The sequence below is a fragment of the Hallerella porci genome (genome assembly GCF_003148885.1).
Classification (GTDB): Bacteria; Fibrobacterota; Fibrobacteria; order Fibrobacterales; family Fibrobacteraceae; genus Hallerella; species Hallerella porci.
Genome location: NZ_QGHD01000017.1, coordinates 1 through 18,048, shown reverse-complemented (window position 1 = coordinate 18,048; position 18,048 = coordinate 1). Strand labels below are relative to the sequence as shown.

Below are 18,048 nucleotides of genomic sequence, written 5' to 3'. Positions count from 1 at the left end.
TTACAGCTCCAAAATCAAAGGAAGAGCCCACGGAGCCATTGCAAAAGTCCAAAGCAAATGCCCGAGAATAAAGCTCAAAATACCAAGGAAAAATCCGCCGATTACATCTGAAAGCCAATGAACGCCAAAATAAACGCGCAAAAATCCCCACGTCAACGGAAGTGCCATCATAACCGCACCCGCAGCGGGAACTGAAATTAAAACCGTCGTCGCAATCGCCAAATTATTCATCGTATGTCCCGACGGAAAACTGTATTTATCTAACGGCGGAACTAGCGCTTGAAATTCGGGAATCGCTTCGAACGGACGATGTCTTTTTGTAGAAAGTTTCACCAACCAATAAAGCGCAAGAGATGCGACGAGAGAAGGAAGAACTTGTGTAAGAACAAGCAGCAAAGGCTTCCAGCCTTCTTGCCATAAAATTAAGAGAATTATCAACGCCCACACATAACCGTCGCCAAGACGCGTGTAACGGCGCAACCACTTATCCGCTTTTTCAGAAAGTCGATGCGTGTATAAATAACGCGAAACGCGTTCATCCCATTGCGATATTTTTTGCATCATTCGTTTTCTAAAGCAGAAAGCTTTTCCAAAATTTCGGGAAGAAGTTCAAATTTTTCGTGATACATTGCGCTCACTTTTTTGCAGAGAAGTTCTATCCGAGAACGTTCTTTGGTATTATTTTCATCGGCGCGCAAACGGCGAATGGATTCGCAAATTTGTTCGATATCTTTTTTCTCTTTATACGGTTCCATAAACCGTTCAAAGCGTAAAAGGCTCGAATTAAATTGTTCTTCGTCTGCGGCTTGATACAACAAATACGGCACCACTTGACGTTCAAAAAGTTCTTGTAAGTTGCCGACGAATGTGAGCAGATTTCCTTCGCCAGGGAGAAATTCTCCCGTTCCCGTTTTACTCGAAATCAAATCGTTGGATTCAATTTGCGAAAGAAGTTCGTTGATGTAACCTTGTTCTTCGGAATTTTGCTGTTCCCGATATTTTGCTTGATAAAGAATCGGAAGGCTCGTAATGCAAAGATGCGCTTGACTCATTCCGGTAAATTCACCGATGTAATAAATGTCCGCGTTCTCTTCTAAAATTTCTTCTTCATTGTTGTAGAACATGACTTTTGCGGGCACCGGAATAATTTCCATGCTAGAAATTTCTTCCAAATGTTCGCGGATAGAATCGGGATCTAATCCTTCGGGTAATTCTTCGCCCGATTCTTTGATGCGCTCAATTAAATTGGAAATACCTTTATCCATTGAAGCGCCCATTTCATTTTGCAAGAAACGCTTGATCGTATTATTCTTTTCAAATTCTCCGCGGACCGCGAGAATGCCGTTGCGCACCATCGAATCAAACGGAATGCCTGCGTGATCGTTATCCTTCACCGCTGACGGAAGAATTTTTGCGTAAACAACAAGACTGCCGCAGAGTTTATCGGGATCGCCTTTTTTCTGTTGAATGCCTAACATGCACACCTGCAATTAGTAAAGTTTTTTTGCGCTGATGAGTTCGCCGTTTTTTTCGTTAAAGAAAACCGTCGAAGAGCCCGGATAATTTTTTTCAAAAAATCCGCGGAAAAGATTCGTCGCTTCTGCCGGTTCAAAACCAATTTCGTTTTGAACATTATCGCCCATCACAATTCCAAAATGCGTTGCGCCCGGAACACGTTTGCCGATATAAGCCGCGAGTTCTGCGTCCGAATTCACGACATCCGTCGGCGCACGCCCATCGATATTCATCGGATCACGCGTACTCACCGAGAACGGATAAAGATTTCCGGAAACAAGTTGTGCGGTAGAAACATAAATCGTGTTGCCGACAAAAAGTGCAATCGAATCATTTTGCACATAACGAATTTCCACATTCAATTCGCATTCCGAAGACATTTCTTTGATTTCGAGCGCAGAAGGTCCACAAGCAGCCAAAAAGCAAACTGCAGCGGCAGAAAAGAGAGTCAAAAGCATTTTTTTCATAGAATTTCCTTTTTTCATAAAATACACAAATTTCAGCTTTTCCATTGGTACGTCTGAAAATTTATTCCGTCTTTTGCAATGATTTTAAAAATTTTCTGGGTGATTGTTAACAAAATTTGTATAATCTTAGAAAAGGAGCTTTTATGAAATTTTTAATTGCATTTATTACATTCTGCTTGACCGTCATCGCAGTCGTTTACATTTTACATTCCACGCCGACAAGCGAAACGACTGAAGCCAAATCCAAAGTTGGAAGCATTTCTGTTTCGGCATCGCATTCCGAAGTTTACAGTCCTTCGAGCGTTGTCGTATCGCTGTATTTTAATTCGAGAAATTCGGAGAAAAATATTTTGGTGGAAGCGAGCAAAAAACGCATCGCAGAACTCGTCGAATTTGCTTCGACATTAAATATTCCGCAAGATAGCATTACTGCGCAACAATTCTCTTTGGAAAAAGCGTGGACTTGGGAAAATAACAAACGGAAATCCGACGGCTTTGAAATTTCGCAGCACATCTCCGTGCGCATTTCGGATCCGCAAAAAATTTCTCGTTTCATCGAAGGCATCGCGACAATTCCCGATATGGAAATTCGCAACGTTTCGCCAGTTCTTGCAAACGAAAACGAAAAGAAAAATGATGTGTATAAAACGGCTGTTGAAGAAGCAACTCAAAAGGCAAAATCTCTAGCAAAAGCTTCGGGAAAGAAACTTGGCAAAGTTCTTTTTGTTAGCGATGGCTCTGCGAGCACAGACAATTTTGATATGATCGAAACGACAGCATTAGGCGCCAGTGCGATGATGCGAAAAAACAGCGTAATGTCCGAACAAAAAATTCAAATCAGCGCAAGCGTGCTTATGCAATTTGAGCTGAAATAATTTTTCAGTTTGCCGATAACGTTTGATACAAAGTAAGCAGTGCTTCGGGAGAAAGTTCTTCGGCGCGCGTGTTCGAAGAAAATCCGCATTTTTCAAGAGCACTGCTAATTTTTTCTTTTTCATATTTCTGCGAAAGTGAATTTGTAATCACTTTGCGCTTTTGCGAAAATGCTGCTTGAACAAAATCAAAAAATTCTGCGGGAGCTTCTAATGGATCGGGACGCGGTGTAAATAAAACCGTTGCGCTATCGACATTGGGACGCGGCGTAAAATGTTCCGGTCCAATTTTTCGAAGCATTTTACATTTTGCGTGAGCGCGAATCCACACAGAAAGGCTGCCGTAATTTCTAGAATGCGGTGCGGCACAAAAACGTTCAGCGACTTCATACTGCACCATACACATAAAGCCATGCGTCTTTTTTAAAAGCGGCATTACTTTGGCGACAATTCCCGTAGACACATTATACGGTAAATTTCCCGCAAGCCACGGTTTCGGATTTTCTTTGAGCCAATCGTCGATGGGAAATCGCATAAAGTCTTGATTGACCACATGAAATTTGGAATTGCCCGCAAACTTTTTTTGCAAAACCGCGACACATTCTTCGTCAATTTCAATGGCGGTAACTGGAACGCCCCGAGAAAGCAACGGCTCGGTCAGCGCACCATGACCCGGTCCAATTTCTAGAATGGAATCCGAAGCAGAGAGCGGAATATCCGAAGCGAGTAAACTCGCAGTTTCTGCATCTAAAAAATTTTGTCCAAAACGGCGACGACGATCTCTATCCATAATTTCAAAAGTAGAATTTATTCGTCATCATTACAAACCGCGAAGACGCATCTTTTTGATTTCTCTTTCGATTAAGCGTTTTTCCACCAACGCAAATTTTTCATTTTTCTGAATTGCATCTTTATAAATGATATCTGCTAAATTTGCTTCTCCTGCAAGGAGCGATAAAATGACGCAATCCCGCAGGAAAATTTTTCCCATATCGGACAATTCATATTGATCATAAAAATCAGCAATGCGAATTGCCGCATCCGCATAATTTTTTTGACGAGCAAATTCCAAAATGGAAAATTCATCGGCGAATGATTTTGGGAAAGCGTTGGCGAAAACAGCGTCGCGGACTTTTTGATAAACGGCATTACTATCGCGGGCTTCGAGAGGAATTGCAAAAATATATTCGAAATACATTTCTCGAAATTCTGCATATTCCGCAGACGATTCTAGCGAATCTAAGCGCAAAGAATCTGCGGCATTTTCTTGTTTTGAATTCTTTGCTTTTTGTAATAAATCATCGGAAAATGCTAAGAGAGAAATTTCTGTAAAATGATTTGGAACTGCTGCGAGCATTGATTTTACGCGGGCTGGGCGACGCTTCGCATAATCTGCAGAATCTAAAAATTCTTGCCAACAAACTTCGCACGAATCAAAAACTTCGACGATATGCGCTTCGGAATGTACAAAGCGCGCTTCTTCGGCGCGGCTATCGACCAGCGGAATAAAAACGCTGTTGGGCGAAACACCTTCCATTAAATTTTTCACCATTTGATTGGTAAATAAGAAATTGCGTTCCCCGAAAAATTCCGGATCACGATGCAAACTTTTAAATTCTTGCGCAAGAGTGGAATCCGAGAAGAATCGCGAAATTCCTTTTTGATAAACCGGTTCATCGCTTGCAATCATGATGATGTCCGGTTCATCCGTTGATTTATAAAGGCTCACATAAGGGAAATTTTCGTCTAATGCTTTTAAAATATTGAAGAACATCAAATCGTTAAATTCGTATGTTTGAATCCATTGCACCCAAAGTCCGCCCGGTTTTAAATAGCGGCGCATCTTCGCATAAAATTCATTTGCAAAAAGTCCTGCAACTCCGCTCACCCACGGATTTGATGGAACGCTGATAATCATATCGTAACGGCTATGATTTGTATGGAAAAATGTCGTCGCATCATCGATGAAAATATGAATGCGCGGATCATCATAACCGCGACGATTCCACGGATAAAATCCGCGGGCAAGTTCCATCATCGCTTCTTCAATTTCTACGCAATCTAATTTTTGAAGAAGCGGATCAGCGAGAAGATAATGCGCGCCCATTCCGCTGCCAAAGCCCACCATCGCTGCATCGTAAGGTTCGGTTTTTACAGCCATCGGCATAAATGCTGTCGCCGCCTGCGTCAATTCATCGCTAGAAATCGGAGCGTTTCTGTCTTTTTCTAAACTCGCATCGGCTTTGCCGTTTGTTTTGATGTAATAATGCACTGGCGATTCGTGAAAACTAATCGTCGCCGTTTTTCCATCGATGACGCGGATTTTTTCATCGGGATGCAAATTTTTATAAGTGCGAAATGCGCCCGAAGTAATTAAATGCGGATCGAATTGAACAAAGAATGCGGGCAAAATCATTGCGATTGCTGCGACGTAAAACAGCACATGATGACGAAAACGTTTGCGGTAAACTGCGAGCAAAATAAATCCAATGGAAAAATCTAAAATCGCCGCAAAAACCAATGCGCCTTTCAGTTGTAAAATCGGAAGGAGTAAAAGCCCGCCGCCTGCAGAACCTAAAATAGATCCGAGAGTATTCCAACCGTAAACTTTTCCAATCGGCGCTTCGCTTTGATAAGCTCGCGTTAAAATGAGAGTAATCAGCGGAAGAGTCATGCCCGCAAAGAAACTCGTCGGCACCATCCACAAAACAGAAAGCGCATATTTAAAAAGGCTCCAGCAAATATATCCGTCAGAAGTCGGATTAAAAATTTGATTTGCCTCATTCATCATCATCCAAAATGGCTTGTGAAAATACAATGTGCAAAGAGCAAAAAATGCCATAAAAATTTGCGCCAAAGAAAGAATGACGAGCGAATCTTTTCGAATCCATTTTCCACTCACAGCACTGCCGAGCGCAAGGCCTAAAATAAAAGCCGAAAGCATTTGATCAAAACTGTGACTCGAACTTCCCATGAGCAAACTTAACAAGCGAATCCAAACGATTTCGTAAACAAAAGAAGTGAGCCCTGTGAGCGCCGCAATCCAAACCCATAAATTTTTTGGAGGCATTGCCAAGTGATGCGTTTTCACATAATCGCAATTCAAATTTTCAGAAACATTTTCTTTTGCAATCGGAGAAGTTGAAAGTCCGATGACGCTAAAAATCGCGGCTAATAAAAAATTGATTGATGCGGCAACGCAAAGAGTTAAATGATTTCCGATTTCAGGAATTAGCAAATAACTCGTCGCTAAAATTCCCACAGCAGAGCCTAAGCTATTTGAAAAATAAAGCATCGGCAAAGAAAGTTCTGCGCCGCTTTTTCGCATAAGTCCCGCGGCGATAAAAGGAAAAGTCATCCCGACCGCAATCGCAATCGGGAGAGTGCTTCCTGTCGCTAAAATGATTTTTACAATTTCTGCGCTGCGAGAGCTGAGCGATGCGGTAAATTGAGAATCATAAAAAATTCCGGTTAAAAAATTATACAAAGGATGATAAGCAATTCCGCCAATTCCGATGAATAATTCTACAATGCCATAACCCAAAAGCGGACGTTTTGTTTTCGTCACCCATTTGCCCGCAATAAAACTTCCGATGGCGAGCCCGCCCATATAAATGCAAAGTGTGAGCACTTGCCCATAACTCGAATGTCCGAGAAAAAGTTTGAGATAGCGCGCCCACGAGCCTTCGTAAATAAGGCCAGCAAAACCAGAAAGTGCAAAAAGAAAATAAACGGCAATGTTCATCATGTCATCCTTCTTGCATACAAATTAAATTAAATTTTTGCTATGCATTTTCATTTTATCTTTTTCCTTTGCCTTTCTCTCGTTTTTTCTTTTTCCTTTTCTGCGCAGAAATCTGCCAAAAAATCGTCGTTAAAAAAAGTCCGCAAAGATGAAATTCTCGATGTACGCGATGGACAAAAATATCGCACGATTACAGTGGGCAATCTCATTTGGACGGCAGATAATTTGAATTATAAAACCGATAGCAGTTTTTGTTATCAAGATGACGAAGATAATTGTATGGCTTACGGACGCTTGTATACAAAAGCAGCTGCCGAAAAAGCGTGCCCCGCCGAATTTCATTTGCCCACCGATCAAAATTTTGAATCGCTTTGGACGAAAGCGGGCGCCGATTTTAATGCGGCATATCTTTTAAAATCTGCGTACGGTTGGTCGGGCGAAACAAACGGCAACGACACTCTAAAATTTTCTGCGATGCCTGCGGGAAACCGTTTCGATGACGGAACTTACGGCAATTTAAGCAAAGCGACTTTTTTCTGGAGCCAAGAATCTCACGTGTGGTATACGAGTTCCAAATCGATGGGGTTTAATTATACGGAAAAACCGGAATCATTCGGATTCTCTGTAAGATGCGTCCGCGAAATTTCTTCGAAAAAATAATTCGTTAATTTTCTGGCCACACAAATGTAGCGTTTAAATCTTTTTCGCCGTTATCGATTAAAATATCTTGACCCGTGCAATTTTTATTGACGACAGTTAAAAAGTAAATCCATTCGGCGATTTGTTTAGGCGTCGCCCAACGTTTTAACGGCGTCACTTGCATAATTTGATTCCACAAATTTTCATTTTCTAAAACGGGACGATTCAATTCTGTTGTAACGCCACCGGGCGAAATGCTGTTGCAAACAGCGCCGAATTTTGCTAAGCGAATCGCTGCATTTTTCATATACGAAATCAGTCCGCCTTTTGACGCCGAATACTCGGGAAATTCTGCGCCCGAATGCGCGCTGGCTGAAGCGACAAATAACACCGCTTGAATTCCTTGATGAAACGCATAATTTTCGGTAAAATAAATTGAGCCTTTTAAATTGATTTCAATATCTTTTCCGGAATTTTGAACGCCTGCATTATTGATTAAAATTTCAGGTTGAAAATTGAATTGGGGATAAGTTAATTTATCTGAAATATCCGTATTATAATGCGTATAATTCGAATGCACAATCGTTGCATTTTGAATGTCAAATCCAAAAACGGAAAATCCTTTTTCTAAAAAAAGTTCTGCAGTTGCTTTGCCAATTCCTGCGCTCGTGCCGCTGATAAAAACATTTAATTTTTTTTGATTTGCATTCATTTTTGTTCTGCCTTAAATTTTAAATATTCGAGTCCAACGCCTTCTTTTTCCCACGCTTGACACATTTTATATCCCATCGGACTAAAAATAATTTCGCACAAAAGTTCCATCACTGCACCCGTTAACGAGCACACAAAAACCTGCGTCATCGTCCATCCAAAAAACACATGACTTACGACGAGCGCAAAAATAAAATTGTCGATGAATTGCGCAATCATCGTTGAAAAATAAGAACGAATCGCAAAATTTTTAAATCCCGACGCGTGCGTAATTTTCGCAATGAAATGATTGAGACTTGAATTGGCAAGAGTCGAAACAAACATCGCAAGCGCAGAGCCAAAAACGACATACCAAGTGCCGCCAAATGTGGCGTTCAAAGCATTATTTGCAACGGTTGCCGCGTTCACATCGGAATCGATATAGCTGTAAAATTCGCCCCACATTCCCGGCGTATGCGAAAGCAAATTGAAAAGCACAAATGTGCATAAATTAACTAGCAAAGCGAGCAGAGAAATTTTAATCGCCGCTTTGGGACCGAAGCGTTTGCAAATCATGTCCATGCATAAAAACGAAATCCAACTCAGCGTAAAACCGCAATCGAGCGCCAAGTATTTGCACGAAACCAATTCTTTGTTTGCGAGCAAATTCATGCACACGACAGAAAGAATAAAAAGGTTTACGACTAATGAGGGAATATTTCGCAAAAGAAGAGTGTAATCTTTCAATTCGCGACGAATGAATGCAGCAAGAAAAGTATTCTTTTTCATGTTGTTTTTTAAGGAAGGTTAGACAATGACTTCCGGAAAAATTTTGCACCATTGCAAAATTCTAACGCGATGAATATAGAAAAAAATCTCGCTAAAGCGAGATTTTTTTTGCATCATTAAAAATGTTTCGAAGTATTTCTATTTCTTATTTCTAATTTCTTCGTATTTTCTTATTTGATTTTCGGCGATTTTTTTCCACTCAAAATATTCGGCGATGCGCTTTTCAGCTCCGCGTAAAAGTTCTGCTTCGTAAGCGGGATTGCTTTCTAATTTTTGAAAAGCTTCTGCCAATGCTTCGGGATTTTTTTCGGGCACAAGAATTCCCGTTTCCCCATTTACCACGACATCGGAAATGCCGCCGACATCCGATGCGACAACAGGAAGTCCACTTTGCATCGCTTCGATAAGGACAACGCCTAAGCCTTCGGTATCGCCTTTCGAATCGACGATCGCGGGAAGCACAAAACAATTTGCCGAAAGATATTCTTGATTCAATTCTTCGGGAGAAATCGATCCGGTAAAGAGCACATTTTCCGGTGCAATTTTTTTTGCCAATTCTTTTAAGGAATCCGTCAAATCGCCTTTGCCGACAATGCGCACTTCAAATTTTTTCAAATCGAGAAGAGCGGCTGCGCGAATTAAATATTCGATGCCTTTGCGCTCAATATGTCTGCCGACAAAAAGAATGTGATACTTTCCATTTCGCAGATGTGGCGGCGGAACTTTTCCCGAAGCGAGCGGCGAACCGTAAGGGCTCCAGAGAATTTCTCTTTTGCGCAAGGCAGAAATTTTTTGCGCGGTGAAATGACTGTTTGCAAAAATCGCTTGCGCTTGCCCAATGATAAATTTCATAATCGGGCGAATCCACTTTTTTTTGCGGATAAGCAAAAGTTCTGCGCCATGAAAATTCAGCACAAGAGGAATGTGAAAAAGTTTGCAAGCTCCGAGCGCAATGAGCGCATGCGGGAACGGCCAATGCGCATGAATGATGTCAAATTTTTTCTTGTGCGCAAGCCAAATGCATTTGAAAAATCCGCTAATGCAATAGGGAATCGCAAGAAGTTGCATCGACGGATGCTTCGCCATTTTTGTCGGAGCACCTTCATCGTGAGTGAGAATTTCCAAATTCTTCGGCGCATAACGAAAACGGTGTACGGTAACACCATCGATTGTATGCGACGCTAAGCCTTTATAAGACGGCGCTAAAACTTCTACTTCTACGCCCAATTCGCGTAACGTCGCCACGGACTTTCGAAGCCACGGCACTTCGTTATCTTTTTCAAATCGCGGATAAACGGAACCGATGACGAGGACTTTCATTTTGCAGATTTCTCAAGAGGAAATGCGCCCGCTTCTTGTTCAATATAAGCGGGATAAACGAACGCTTTAATCGTGCTCAACGGTTTGTCCATTTCGTTTACACTGTTTTTTCCGAATTCGCGAATGCGCCCGAGTAAACGCGTCCAACCTTCCATTTTCGAATCGAGCATGATGAGACCGAAGCCCGAATTTTTTTCCAATAATCCGAGCACATCGGAGCCGCGTCCTTTCGACGCTAAGCTTTTGAAAAAAGCGTCCCAAAATTTTTCTTCTTGATCTTTAAAAAGATTTTTGCGAATCGCCGCAAAATCCAATTCGACATAAACAAAAAAACTTTTGTATTCATCGGCGCGAATCATTTCTTCTTGAACACGTTGTTCAAAAAGATCGTTCGGATAGACGACGATTCGACTCTTCTGCTTCTTGATAAAATTTTTGAGTTGCTCTGAAATCATAGAATGAATTTAAGATAAAAGAATTGTTCCGGCGTTGAAAATAGTATTTTATCGGTATCTATGCAACGATTATTCAAGCTAAAGAAAGTTCTAAAAGCAAGTCCGATGAATTCCTACGTGGAATTTTTTCGCACAGGACACACCGCACTCAAAAGCCGCCCGCTGACCTCTCAAGAAATTGAAATTTTAGAGAAAAACGGAAACCGCTGCGAAGATTGGTCGCAGATTTCGGTCGATCCCGCTTTTACACCAAATCGCATTTCAGGCTCTTCTTTTGCGGGAAAAGTTTTTTTGCCCGCGTTTTATGGAACTCTTTTAATGCCCGGCGATGTCGCTGCGCCCACGGGAATTTATTCGAGCACAATCCACGATAGCGTCATCGAAAATTCGCTGATTCATCATGTGAGTTTGATGTCAAATATTTGGGTTTTGCAAGGTGCTGTTGTACAAAATGTCGGATCTCTCGTTGCCAATGGAAAATCCCATTATCAAATCGCAGCAGAAATCGCTGTCGGAAACGAAACCGGCGGACGCCCTGTGCGCATTTTCCCAGACATTACTCCCGAACTTGTCAAGTTGCAATTATTTTCAAAAGTCGATGCCGAAACGAATCGCGCTTTTGTGCAACAGATGGAATCTTGGCGAAATGAAGTTCTTCTGCCCTACGGAATTGTGGGGAAAAGTGCAATTATTGCAAACACAAATATCGTTCGCAATTCTTGGATCGGTGAACACGTCCGCATAGACGGTGCTTCAAAAATTCGCAATTCTGTCGTCCTCGGCAGTTTGGAAAATCCCACGTACATTTACGACGGAGTCATTCTCGAAAATAGCTGCGTGCAAGAAGGCGCAAAGCTTCATTCTACAGCTCTCATCAAAGATTCCGTTTTGATGAAGCGCACAAAAATCGGAAACAAAGCGATTGTCAATTCTTCAATTATTTGCCCTTGCGTTCACATCGATGAAGCCGAAGTGACTCACAGTTTTGTGGGACCGTTAACGCAAATGCATCATCATTCTCTTTTGATTGCAGCGCTCTGGCCCGAAGGTCACGGCAATTTAGGATACGGCGCAAACGTCGGATCGAATCACACAAGTCGTATGCCCGATCAAGAAGTCATGCCCGCATTCGGGATGTTTTTTGGACTCGGCGTCAACATTAAATTTCCCGCTAATTTTTCGGAATCTCCGTGTTCCGTTATCGCAACAGGCGTTACCACTGCGCCGCAGCGTTTGAAATTTCCTTTTAGTTTAATTCTCCCGGGCAATCCACAAATTCACACTGTCCGTTCGCACTTAAACGAATTACGTCCCGGTTGGTGTTACGGGAAAAATGCCTACTCGATTGCGCGTAACGCTTACAAGTATGCGCTTCGCGGAAAGGGCTGCGTCGCTCCCGAAGAATCGCAAATTTTGAACGATAAAAATGCAACTCTCGTTTTGGATGCGCTGCGCCGCTTACGCATTTCTGCGGTCAAAGAAATTTACACCGAAGAAGATATTCCAGGACTCGGCAGCAATTATTTAAAAGAATCCGCAAGACAAAATGCCGAGACCATTTACCGCAGTTTTTTAGAACGCTTTGTCGTTTCTAAAATCATCGCCGCCGCAGAACAAGACCGAAGCCTTTTTCTGCTAGCGCCAATTGACTCGCGAAAAAATTTCCCGGGCGAACTGTTCAAAGAAATTTTGAAAGAAATTGCGCTTCCCAATTCGTTTGAAGATTTGCTAAAACTTTACCGCGGAATTGAAAAACAATGGACCGAATCGGTGCTGCACGGAACCGATAAAGATTTTGTGCGCGGGCGAAAAATTTTCGATGATTACGATGATTCACATCCCGTTGACGTTGCCTTTATCGAATGGGAAAAATCGCGATTCGAAGAAGTGTTGCGACGTTCTACCGTTCTTCTCAAAGAATTAAAAGGCGATTCGCAAAAGCAAGAAATCCAAAGTTAATTTGTAAATATTTTGGAAATTAAAATGTCTTCCTTCGAATGGATTCTTCTCGGGCTTTTGCTTTTCGAATTTTTATTGCGCTGCGCTTTAGAAATTCACGATGCGCGTGCATTTCAACGAAAGCCGGATTCGTTTGCGCTCGCCCGAATTCTTCCGATTGTCAATGATATTTTTCCGCCCGAATCCAATTTTTCGAAATGGAACGAAAACGATGGCGCTTTTGTAAAAGCACACGAAAAAGCCCACGCCGAATTGCATCACGAGATGATGCGAAAATTTTTCTGGGCAAGTTCACTCGTTTGCATTGCACTTCTTCTCGGAGCCATCGGAATTCCTTTTCATCTCAATTTACTTGGATTACTTTTTTTATTTCATTTGATTTTTAATTTCGCCAAAATTCTTTTTCATTTTATTTGCTTTGCGCAAGAATACGAAGCGGATTCCGTTGCGGCGAAGCGTTTACAAAAAGGCGTTTCGAAACGAGCGATTGCAAATTTAATGGCGAGTGAATTTCCGCGGACTCGTTTATTCGCTTACGTTTACCGCACGCATCCGACAGCGAGAATGCGCGATGCGGCATTAAACCGTTCCAAAACCCATTAACTTTTTTTCAAAACTCCGAAAGGCCGCTGCATTTTTTAAATTGAGCGGTGAAACAAAGCGCGCCCCAAAACGCGTTTCAAATTTTAGAATCGGAGTTACAAATGGCAAAGTATAATCCGCAAGAAATCGAGACCAAATGGCAAGCAACTTGGGAAGCCCAAAAAACATTTAAAACGGGCACCGATATGTCGAAGCCTAAGTATTATTGCTTGGACATGTTCCCGTATCCGTCGGGCGCAGGACTGCACGTCGGTCACCCCGAAGGTTATACCGCAACCGATATCATCTGCCGTTACAAACGCGCGAAAGGTTTTAATGTTTTGCACCCGATGGGTTGGGATGCATTCGGACTTCCTGCAGAACAGTACGCGATTCAAACCGGAACGCATCCGGCGATTACGACGAAAAAGAATTGCGATAATTTCCGTCGCCAAATTAAACGTCTCGGACTTTCTTACGATTGGGACAAAGAAATCAATACAACCGATCCGAAGTATTACAAGTGGACGCAATGGATTTTTACGCGTCTTTACAATACTTGGTTTGATGAAAAATTGCAAAAAGGTCGCCCGATTGCAGAGCTTCCGATTCCTGCAGAAATCGAAGCGCAAGGAAAATCCGCCGTCACAAAATACCGCGATTCTAAACGTCTCGCTTATTACGCCGACGCTCAAGTTTGGTGGTGCAAGCATTGCAAAATTGTCTGCGCAAACGAAGAAGTTTTAGCAGACGGTTCTCACGAAAAATGCGGAACGAAAGAAGTGGAACGTCGCAATCTCAAGCAATGGTTAATGCGCATTCCGCTGTATGCTGAACGCTTGCTCCAAGGCCTTGATAAACTCGATTGGCCGCAGGGCGTAAAAGACATGCAGAGAAACTGGATTGGAAAAAGCCGAGGCGCCGAAGTTGATTTCGCAATCGCTGACAAAGACGGAAAACCGACCGCAAAGAAACTCCGCGTTTACACGACTCGCTGCGACACGCTTTTCGGAGCCACTTATATGGTCATCGCTCCAGAACACGCGATGGTGAACGAATTGACGACTCCCGAAAATAAAGAAGCCGTCGCCGCTTACGTTCACGCTGCTGCACTCAAAAGCGATATGGACCGCACCGAACTGGCAAAAGAAAAGACCGGCGTTTTCTCGGGCTCTTACGCAGTGAATCCGCTGACCGGAACGAAAATTCCAATTTGGATTGCTGATTACGTTCTCACCGGCTACGGCACAGGCGCCATTATGGCAGTCCCCGCTCACGATACCCGCGACTTTGACTTTGCGAAAAAATTTGGTCTTCCAATTATTTGCATTATGGAACCGGATGCGAGCTGCCCCGAAGACAAGAAGCCTCTCGTTCTCCAAGGCAAAGCTTGCTGGCCCGCAGACGGCAAATACATCAACAGCGCAAACGAAACTCTTTCGCTGAACGGACTTTCGAAAAAAGAAGGCATCGCAAAAATGATTTCTTGGCTCGAAAGCAATCAAATCGGAAAGGCAACCGTCAATTATAAAATCCGCGATTGGCTGTTTAGCCGTCAACGTTACTGGGGCGAACCGTTCCCTGTCATCCACTGGGAAGATGGCGAAATCACAACCCTCGAAGACAAAGATCTTCCGGTGCGCCTTCCCGAAGTGCAAAACTTTAAGCCGGGCGACGGTGGACAATCTCCGCTTGCAAACGCAACCGATTGGGTGAACGTCGTCGATGCGAACGGACGCAAAGGCACTCGCGAAACCAATACAATGCCGCAGTGGGCAGGAAGCTGCTGGTATTATCTGCGCTACATCGATGCGTTAAACGATAAAGCGTTCGTCGGCAAAGAACTTGAAAAATATTGGATGCCCGTTGACCTTTACATCGGCGGCGCAGAACACGCTGTTCTGCATTTGCTTTACAGCCGTTTCTGGCACAAAGTGCTGTTCGATCTCGGACTCGTTGCTACCGATGAACCATTCCAAAAACTCTTTAACCAAGGAATGATTCTCGCTTACGCTTATGAAGACGCTGCTGGTTCAAAAGTTCCCGTTGACCAAGTCGAAGAAAAGAACGGAAAATTCTTTGAAAAAGGAACCGGCAAAGAATTGCATCAAATCGTCGCGAAGATGAGTAAATCGCTCAAGAATGTCGTGAACCCAGACGATGTCGTGCAAAAATACGGCGCCGATTCACTTCGCCTTTACGAAATGTTTATGGGACCTCTCGATGCGGTGAAGCCGTGGAATACTCAAGGCATCGAAGGCATGTATCGTTTCCTCGCTCGCGCTTATCGCGCGGTCATCGGCGAAGAAGATTCCGTCGAATACAAAGAAGGTCCTGTTCCCGCTGATTTGGCAAAGGTAATGCATCAAAGCATTCTCAAGGTAACCGATGCGATTGAAAAATTGAGCTTCAACACAGCGATTAGTCAGCTCATGATTTTCAACAATGAGCTCACCAAATCCGCCGAAAGATACCGCGAAGCTTCCGAAGTATTCGCGCAACTTTTGCAACCGTTTGCTCCGCATCTCGCCGAAGAAATGTGGGAAAAGCTCGGGCACAAAGAATCGATTGCTTATGTCGCTTGGCCTTCTGCTGACGAATCGAAAGTTGTCGAATCGACCGTCGAAGTTGTCTTCCAAGTCAACGGAAAACTCCGCGCAAAAGAATCCGTTGCAAAAGATTTGAGCAAAGACGCCCTCATCGAAGTCGCGCAGAAAAATGAACGCGTTCAAGCTTATCTCAAAGACGCAACGATTATTAAAACGATTGCGGTTCCGGGTAAACTCGTCAACTTCGTCGTCAAACCGGGCAAATAAAACGAGGATTTGAAAATGGCAGAAATTCCAGAAAAGAAAGACAACTTAGTCATTGAAAACATTCAGCCTTCTTTGGACGCAGGCCGTTTCGCTATTAAGCGCGAGCCCGGCGATGTTGTCAAAATCACCGCAGACATTTTCCGTCACAGCCACGAGAAATATGACGCGGCAATTTTCTACAAAATGCGGAAAGATCGCAGATGGCGTAAAGCTCCGATGCATTTCGTTGATAACGATATGTGGGCAGGAGAATTTACCGTCAACAGCATCGGCTACTACGATTATAAAATCGTCGCATGGACAATTGAACCGAAAGATGTTCCAACCGAAAGCGCGGTCATGGAACTCCGCGTCGATCCGGTTTACGCGCGCACAGGAACTTGGTACGAAATGTGGCCGAAGAGTCAAGGCACCGACGCCACGAGAAGCGCTACTTTCAAAGAATGCGAAGCTCGTTTGGATTACATCCGCGATCTCGGATTTGACACCGTTTACTTGGTTCCCATTCATCCGATTGGAGTCACAAACCGCAAAGGCGCAAACAACGCTCTCCACGCAAAAACCGATAAAAATGGAAATCCGATTGAACCCGGTTGTCCGTATGCTGTCGGCAATAAATTCGGCGGGCACTTTGATGTCGATCCAGAACTCGGCACGATGAAAGACTTTGAACATTTTGCCAAAGCCGCTCGCAGCAAAGGCTTACGTCTCGCTTTGGACATTGCGCTCAACTGCAGCCCGGATCATCCTTATGCGAAAAAGCATCCAGAATGGTTCTATCACGAACCCGATGGTTCCATTAAATTTGCAGAAAATCCGCCGAAGAAATACGAAGACATTTATCCGTTCGACTATTACAACAAAAATTACAAAGCGCTCTGGAAAGAAATCCGCGACATCATTCTCTTCTGGGCTGACAAAGGAATTGAAATTTTCCGCATTGACAATCCGCATACAAAACCGTTCCCCTTCTGGGAATGGCTCGTCCGCGAAGTCAAAGAAAAACGCCCAGAACTTGTCTTCTTGGCAGAAGCATTTACTCGCCCGAAGATGATGCACCGCTTAGCAAAAGAAGGCTTTGATATGAGCTACACTTATTTTGCTTGGCGCGAACAAAAATGGGAATTTGAGCAATACTTTAAAGAGCTCACCCAAACGAATGCGAAAGAATACATGCGCGGCATTTTGTTCCCGACGACTCCGGATATTTTCCCGAAATATTTGGCGAATCAAGGGCCCGCACAATTTAAGCAGCGTTACTTCCTCGCCGGAACACTTTCGAGCTTAACCGGAATGTATAACGGTTACGAACTCTGCGAAAATATTGCATCGCCCGTCAAAGAAGAACTTTGGGATAGCGAAAAATATCAATACAAAGTTCACGATTGGAATTCTTCCGTCAACATTAAAGATTTCGTGCGCCGCATTAACGAAGCCAAATTGCATCATCCCGCTTTGCAGGAATATGATAATTTGGAATTCCACTACGCAGAAAATTCCAATTTGATGGTCTATTCCAAAAAGAAAGATAACGATGTCATTCTCTGCGTCGCCAATATGGATATGCATAATCAGCAAGAAGGTATGATTGCTTTGGATATGGCGAAGCTCGGCCTTCCCGACGATGCATTCTTCTTTGTCAAAGATTTGGTGACCGACGAATCGTATGTGTGGCACGGTTCCAAAAACTTTGTGCGACTTGATCCGAATAAAGCGCCTGGGCACTTGTTCGTCATCAAAAAACTTTAATTTTTCAAGTCCCGTTCTGCGGGACTTTTTTTGTAAAATTTTTTGCGTGAAAATTTGCAACTCTTTGCCAAGTCAAATCATCTAAATAGTCGTCCCTTAAAATCCCGCCCAGCCCGCATAACTATTGGGAAAAACTGATTTCTACCCTGTGAAATTATTGCAAGGTTTTCTAAAATATGACTGAAAACCTTGCAATTTTTCCCATGTATAGACCTCCGAAATCCTCCGCCCAGACAAGCCTTTTCTGTTCCCTTGAGGAACAGTTGAACCACAAGCATTCCCTCTACGTTCTCGCGAACAAAATTAACTGGAACAAGTTCGAGACCGAGTTTTCCAAATTGTTCAACGAAAAGAAGGGTGCGCCGAACAAGCCGATCCGTCTCATGACCGGGCTCATCATCCTGAAGCACATCCGCAACGTATCGGACGAGTCCGTCGTGGAGCAGTTCC

The 18,048-nt window shown here is 43.3% G+C and carries 15 protein-coding genes and 1 pseudogene; 7 read left to right on the top strand and 9 right to left on the bottom strand.

Features of this window, described 5'->3' with window-relative positions; genetic code table 11:
- Genes B0H50_RS08525 through B0H50_RS08515 form a run of 3 tightly spaced genes read right to left on the bottom strand, consistent with a single transcriptional unit; the run spans position 1 to position 1,982 of the window.
- Complete coding sequence (locus B0H50_RS08525; protein WP_106198315.1) at positions 1–564, bottom strand: phosphatase PAP2 family protein; 564 nt, start codon at positions 562–564, stop codon at positions 1–3.
- The gene (locus B0H50_RS08520) at positions 561–1,478 is read right to left on the bottom strand and encodes a hypothetical protein (protein WP_106198314.1); all 918 of its coding nucleotides are present in this window, start codon (positions 1,476–1,478) and stop codon (positions 561–563) included. The genes B0H50_RS08525 and B0H50_RS08520 overlap by 4 nt, the downstream gene beginning before the upstream one ends.
- Before the next feature lie 12 nt (positions 1,479–1,490).
- Complete coding sequence (locus B0H50_RS08515; RefSeq protein ID WP_146129155.1) at positions 1,491–1,982, bottom strand: hypothetical protein; 492 nt, start codon at positions 1,980–1,982, stop codon at positions 1,491–1,493.
- A gap of 143 nt (positions 1,983–2,125) precedes the next feature.
- Here B0H50_RS08515 and B0H50_RS08510 point away from each other — a divergent pair, with 143 nt between their 5' ends.
- Positions 2,126–2,857, top strand: coding sequence for an SIMPL domain-containing protein (locus tag B0H50_RS08510; protein WP_106198312.1), 732 nt, complete (start codon positions 2,126–2,128; stop codon positions 2,855–2,857).
- A gap of 4 nt (positions 2,858–2,861) precedes the next feature.
- Here the strand turns inward: B0H50_RS08510 and rsmA are convergent, their stop codons facing one another.
- Complete coding sequence (gene rsmA, locus B0H50_RS08505; RefSeq protein WP_106198311.1) at positions 2,862–3,644, bottom strand: 16S rRNA (adenine(1518)-N(6)/adenine(1519)-N(6))-dimethyltransferase RsmA; 783 nt, start codon at positions 3,642–3,644, stop codon at positions 2,862–2,864.
- Between the two features lie 30 nt (positions 3,645–3,674).
- The gene (locus B0H50_RS08500; RefSeq protein WP_233244663.1) at positions 3,675–6,602 is read right to left on the bottom strand and encodes a fused MFS/spermidine synthase; all 2,928 of its coding nucleotides are present in this window, start codon (positions 6,600–6,602) and stop codon (positions 3,675–3,677) included.
- A gap of 39 nt (positions 6,603–6,641) precedes the next feature.
- Between B0H50_RS08500 and B0H50_RS08495 the strand changes: the two genes are divergently transcribed.
- The gene (locus tag B0H50_RS08495) at positions 6,642–7,259 is read left to right on the top strand and encodes a fibrobacter succinogenes major paralogous domain-containing protein (RefSeq protein WP_106198310.1); all 618 of its coding nucleotides are present in this window, start codon (positions 6,642–6,644) and stop codon (positions 7,257–7,259) included.
- A gap of 4 nt (positions 7,260–7,263) precedes the next feature.
- Here B0H50_RS08495 and B0H50_RS08490 read toward each other — a convergent pair whose 3' ends face one another.
- The 4 genes from B0H50_RS08490 to B0H50_RS08475 all read right to left on the bottom strand — a co-directional run bounded on the left by B0H50_RS08490 (position 7,264) and on the right by B0H50_RS08475 (position 10,492).
- On the bottom strand, positions 7,264–7,950 hold the full coding sequence (locus B0H50_RS08490; RefSeq protein ID WP_106198309.1) for an SDR family NAD(P)-dependent oxidoreductase: 687 nt from the start codon (positions 7,948–7,950) through the stop codon (positions 7,264–7,266).
- Entirely contained in the window at positions 7,947–8,717 is a 771-nt protein-coding gene (locus tag B0H50_RS08485; RefSeq protein WP_106198308.1) for a VUT family protein, read from the bottom strand. The genes B0H50_RS08490 and B0H50_RS08485 overlap by 4 nt, the downstream gene beginning before the upstream one ends.
- A 138-nt stretch (positions 8,718–8,855) precedes the next feature.
- Positions 8,856–10,037, bottom strand: a complete 1,182-nt coding sequence (locus B0H50_RS08480; protein ID WP_106198307.1) for a glycosyltransferase — start codon at positions 10,035–10,037, stop codon at positions 8,856–8,858.
- Positions 10,034–10,492: a hypothetical protein gene (locus B0H50_RS08475; protein WP_106198306.1), complete on the bottom strand. Its 459-nt coding sequence runs from the start codon at positions 10,490–10,492 to the stop codon at positions 10,034–10,036. Before B0H50_RS08475 ends, B0H50_RS08480 begins: the two co-directional genes overlap by 4 nt.
- A gap of 105 nt (positions 10,493–10,597) precedes the next feature.
- On the opposite strand from B0H50_RS08475, the gene B0H50_RS08470 reads away from it, so the two are divergent.
- The 5 genes and pseudogenes from B0H50_RS08470 to B0H50_RS13660 form a co-directional block, all read left to right on the top strand.
- Positions 10,598–12,451 carry a DUF4954 family protein gene (locus tag B0H50_RS08470; RefSeq protein WP_233244660.1) on the top strand — a complete coding sequence of 618 codons (1,854 nt, stop codon included), beginning with the start codon at positions 10,598–10,600 and terminating at the stop codon, positions 12,449–12,451.
- Between the two features lie 24 nt (positions 12,452–12,475).
- Positions 12,476–13,054, top strand: a complete 579-nt coding sequence (locus tag B0H50_RS08465; RefSeq protein WP_146193717.1) for a M48 family metalloprotease — start codon at positions 12,476–12,478, stop codon at positions 13,052–13,054.
- Between the two features lie 101 nt (positions 13,055–13,155).
- On the top strand, positions 13,156–15,849 hold the full coding sequence (gene leuS / locus B0H50_RS08460) for a leucine--tRNA ligase (protein WP_106198346.1): 2,694 nt from the start codon (positions 13,156–13,158) through the stop codon (positions 15,847–15,849).
- Positions 15,850–15,864: 15 nt separating this feature from the next.
- A complete protein-coding gene (locus B0H50_RS08455; RefSeq protein ID WP_106198303.1) occupies positions 15,865–17,598 on the top strand; it encodes a maltotransferase domain-containing protein in 1,734 nt (577 codons plus the stop codon).
- A 203-nt stretch (positions 17,599–17,801) separates the two neighbouring features.
- A pseudogene (locus B0H50_RS13660) lies at positions 17,802–18,048 on the top strand (IS5/IS1182 family transposase); the annotation flags it as partial.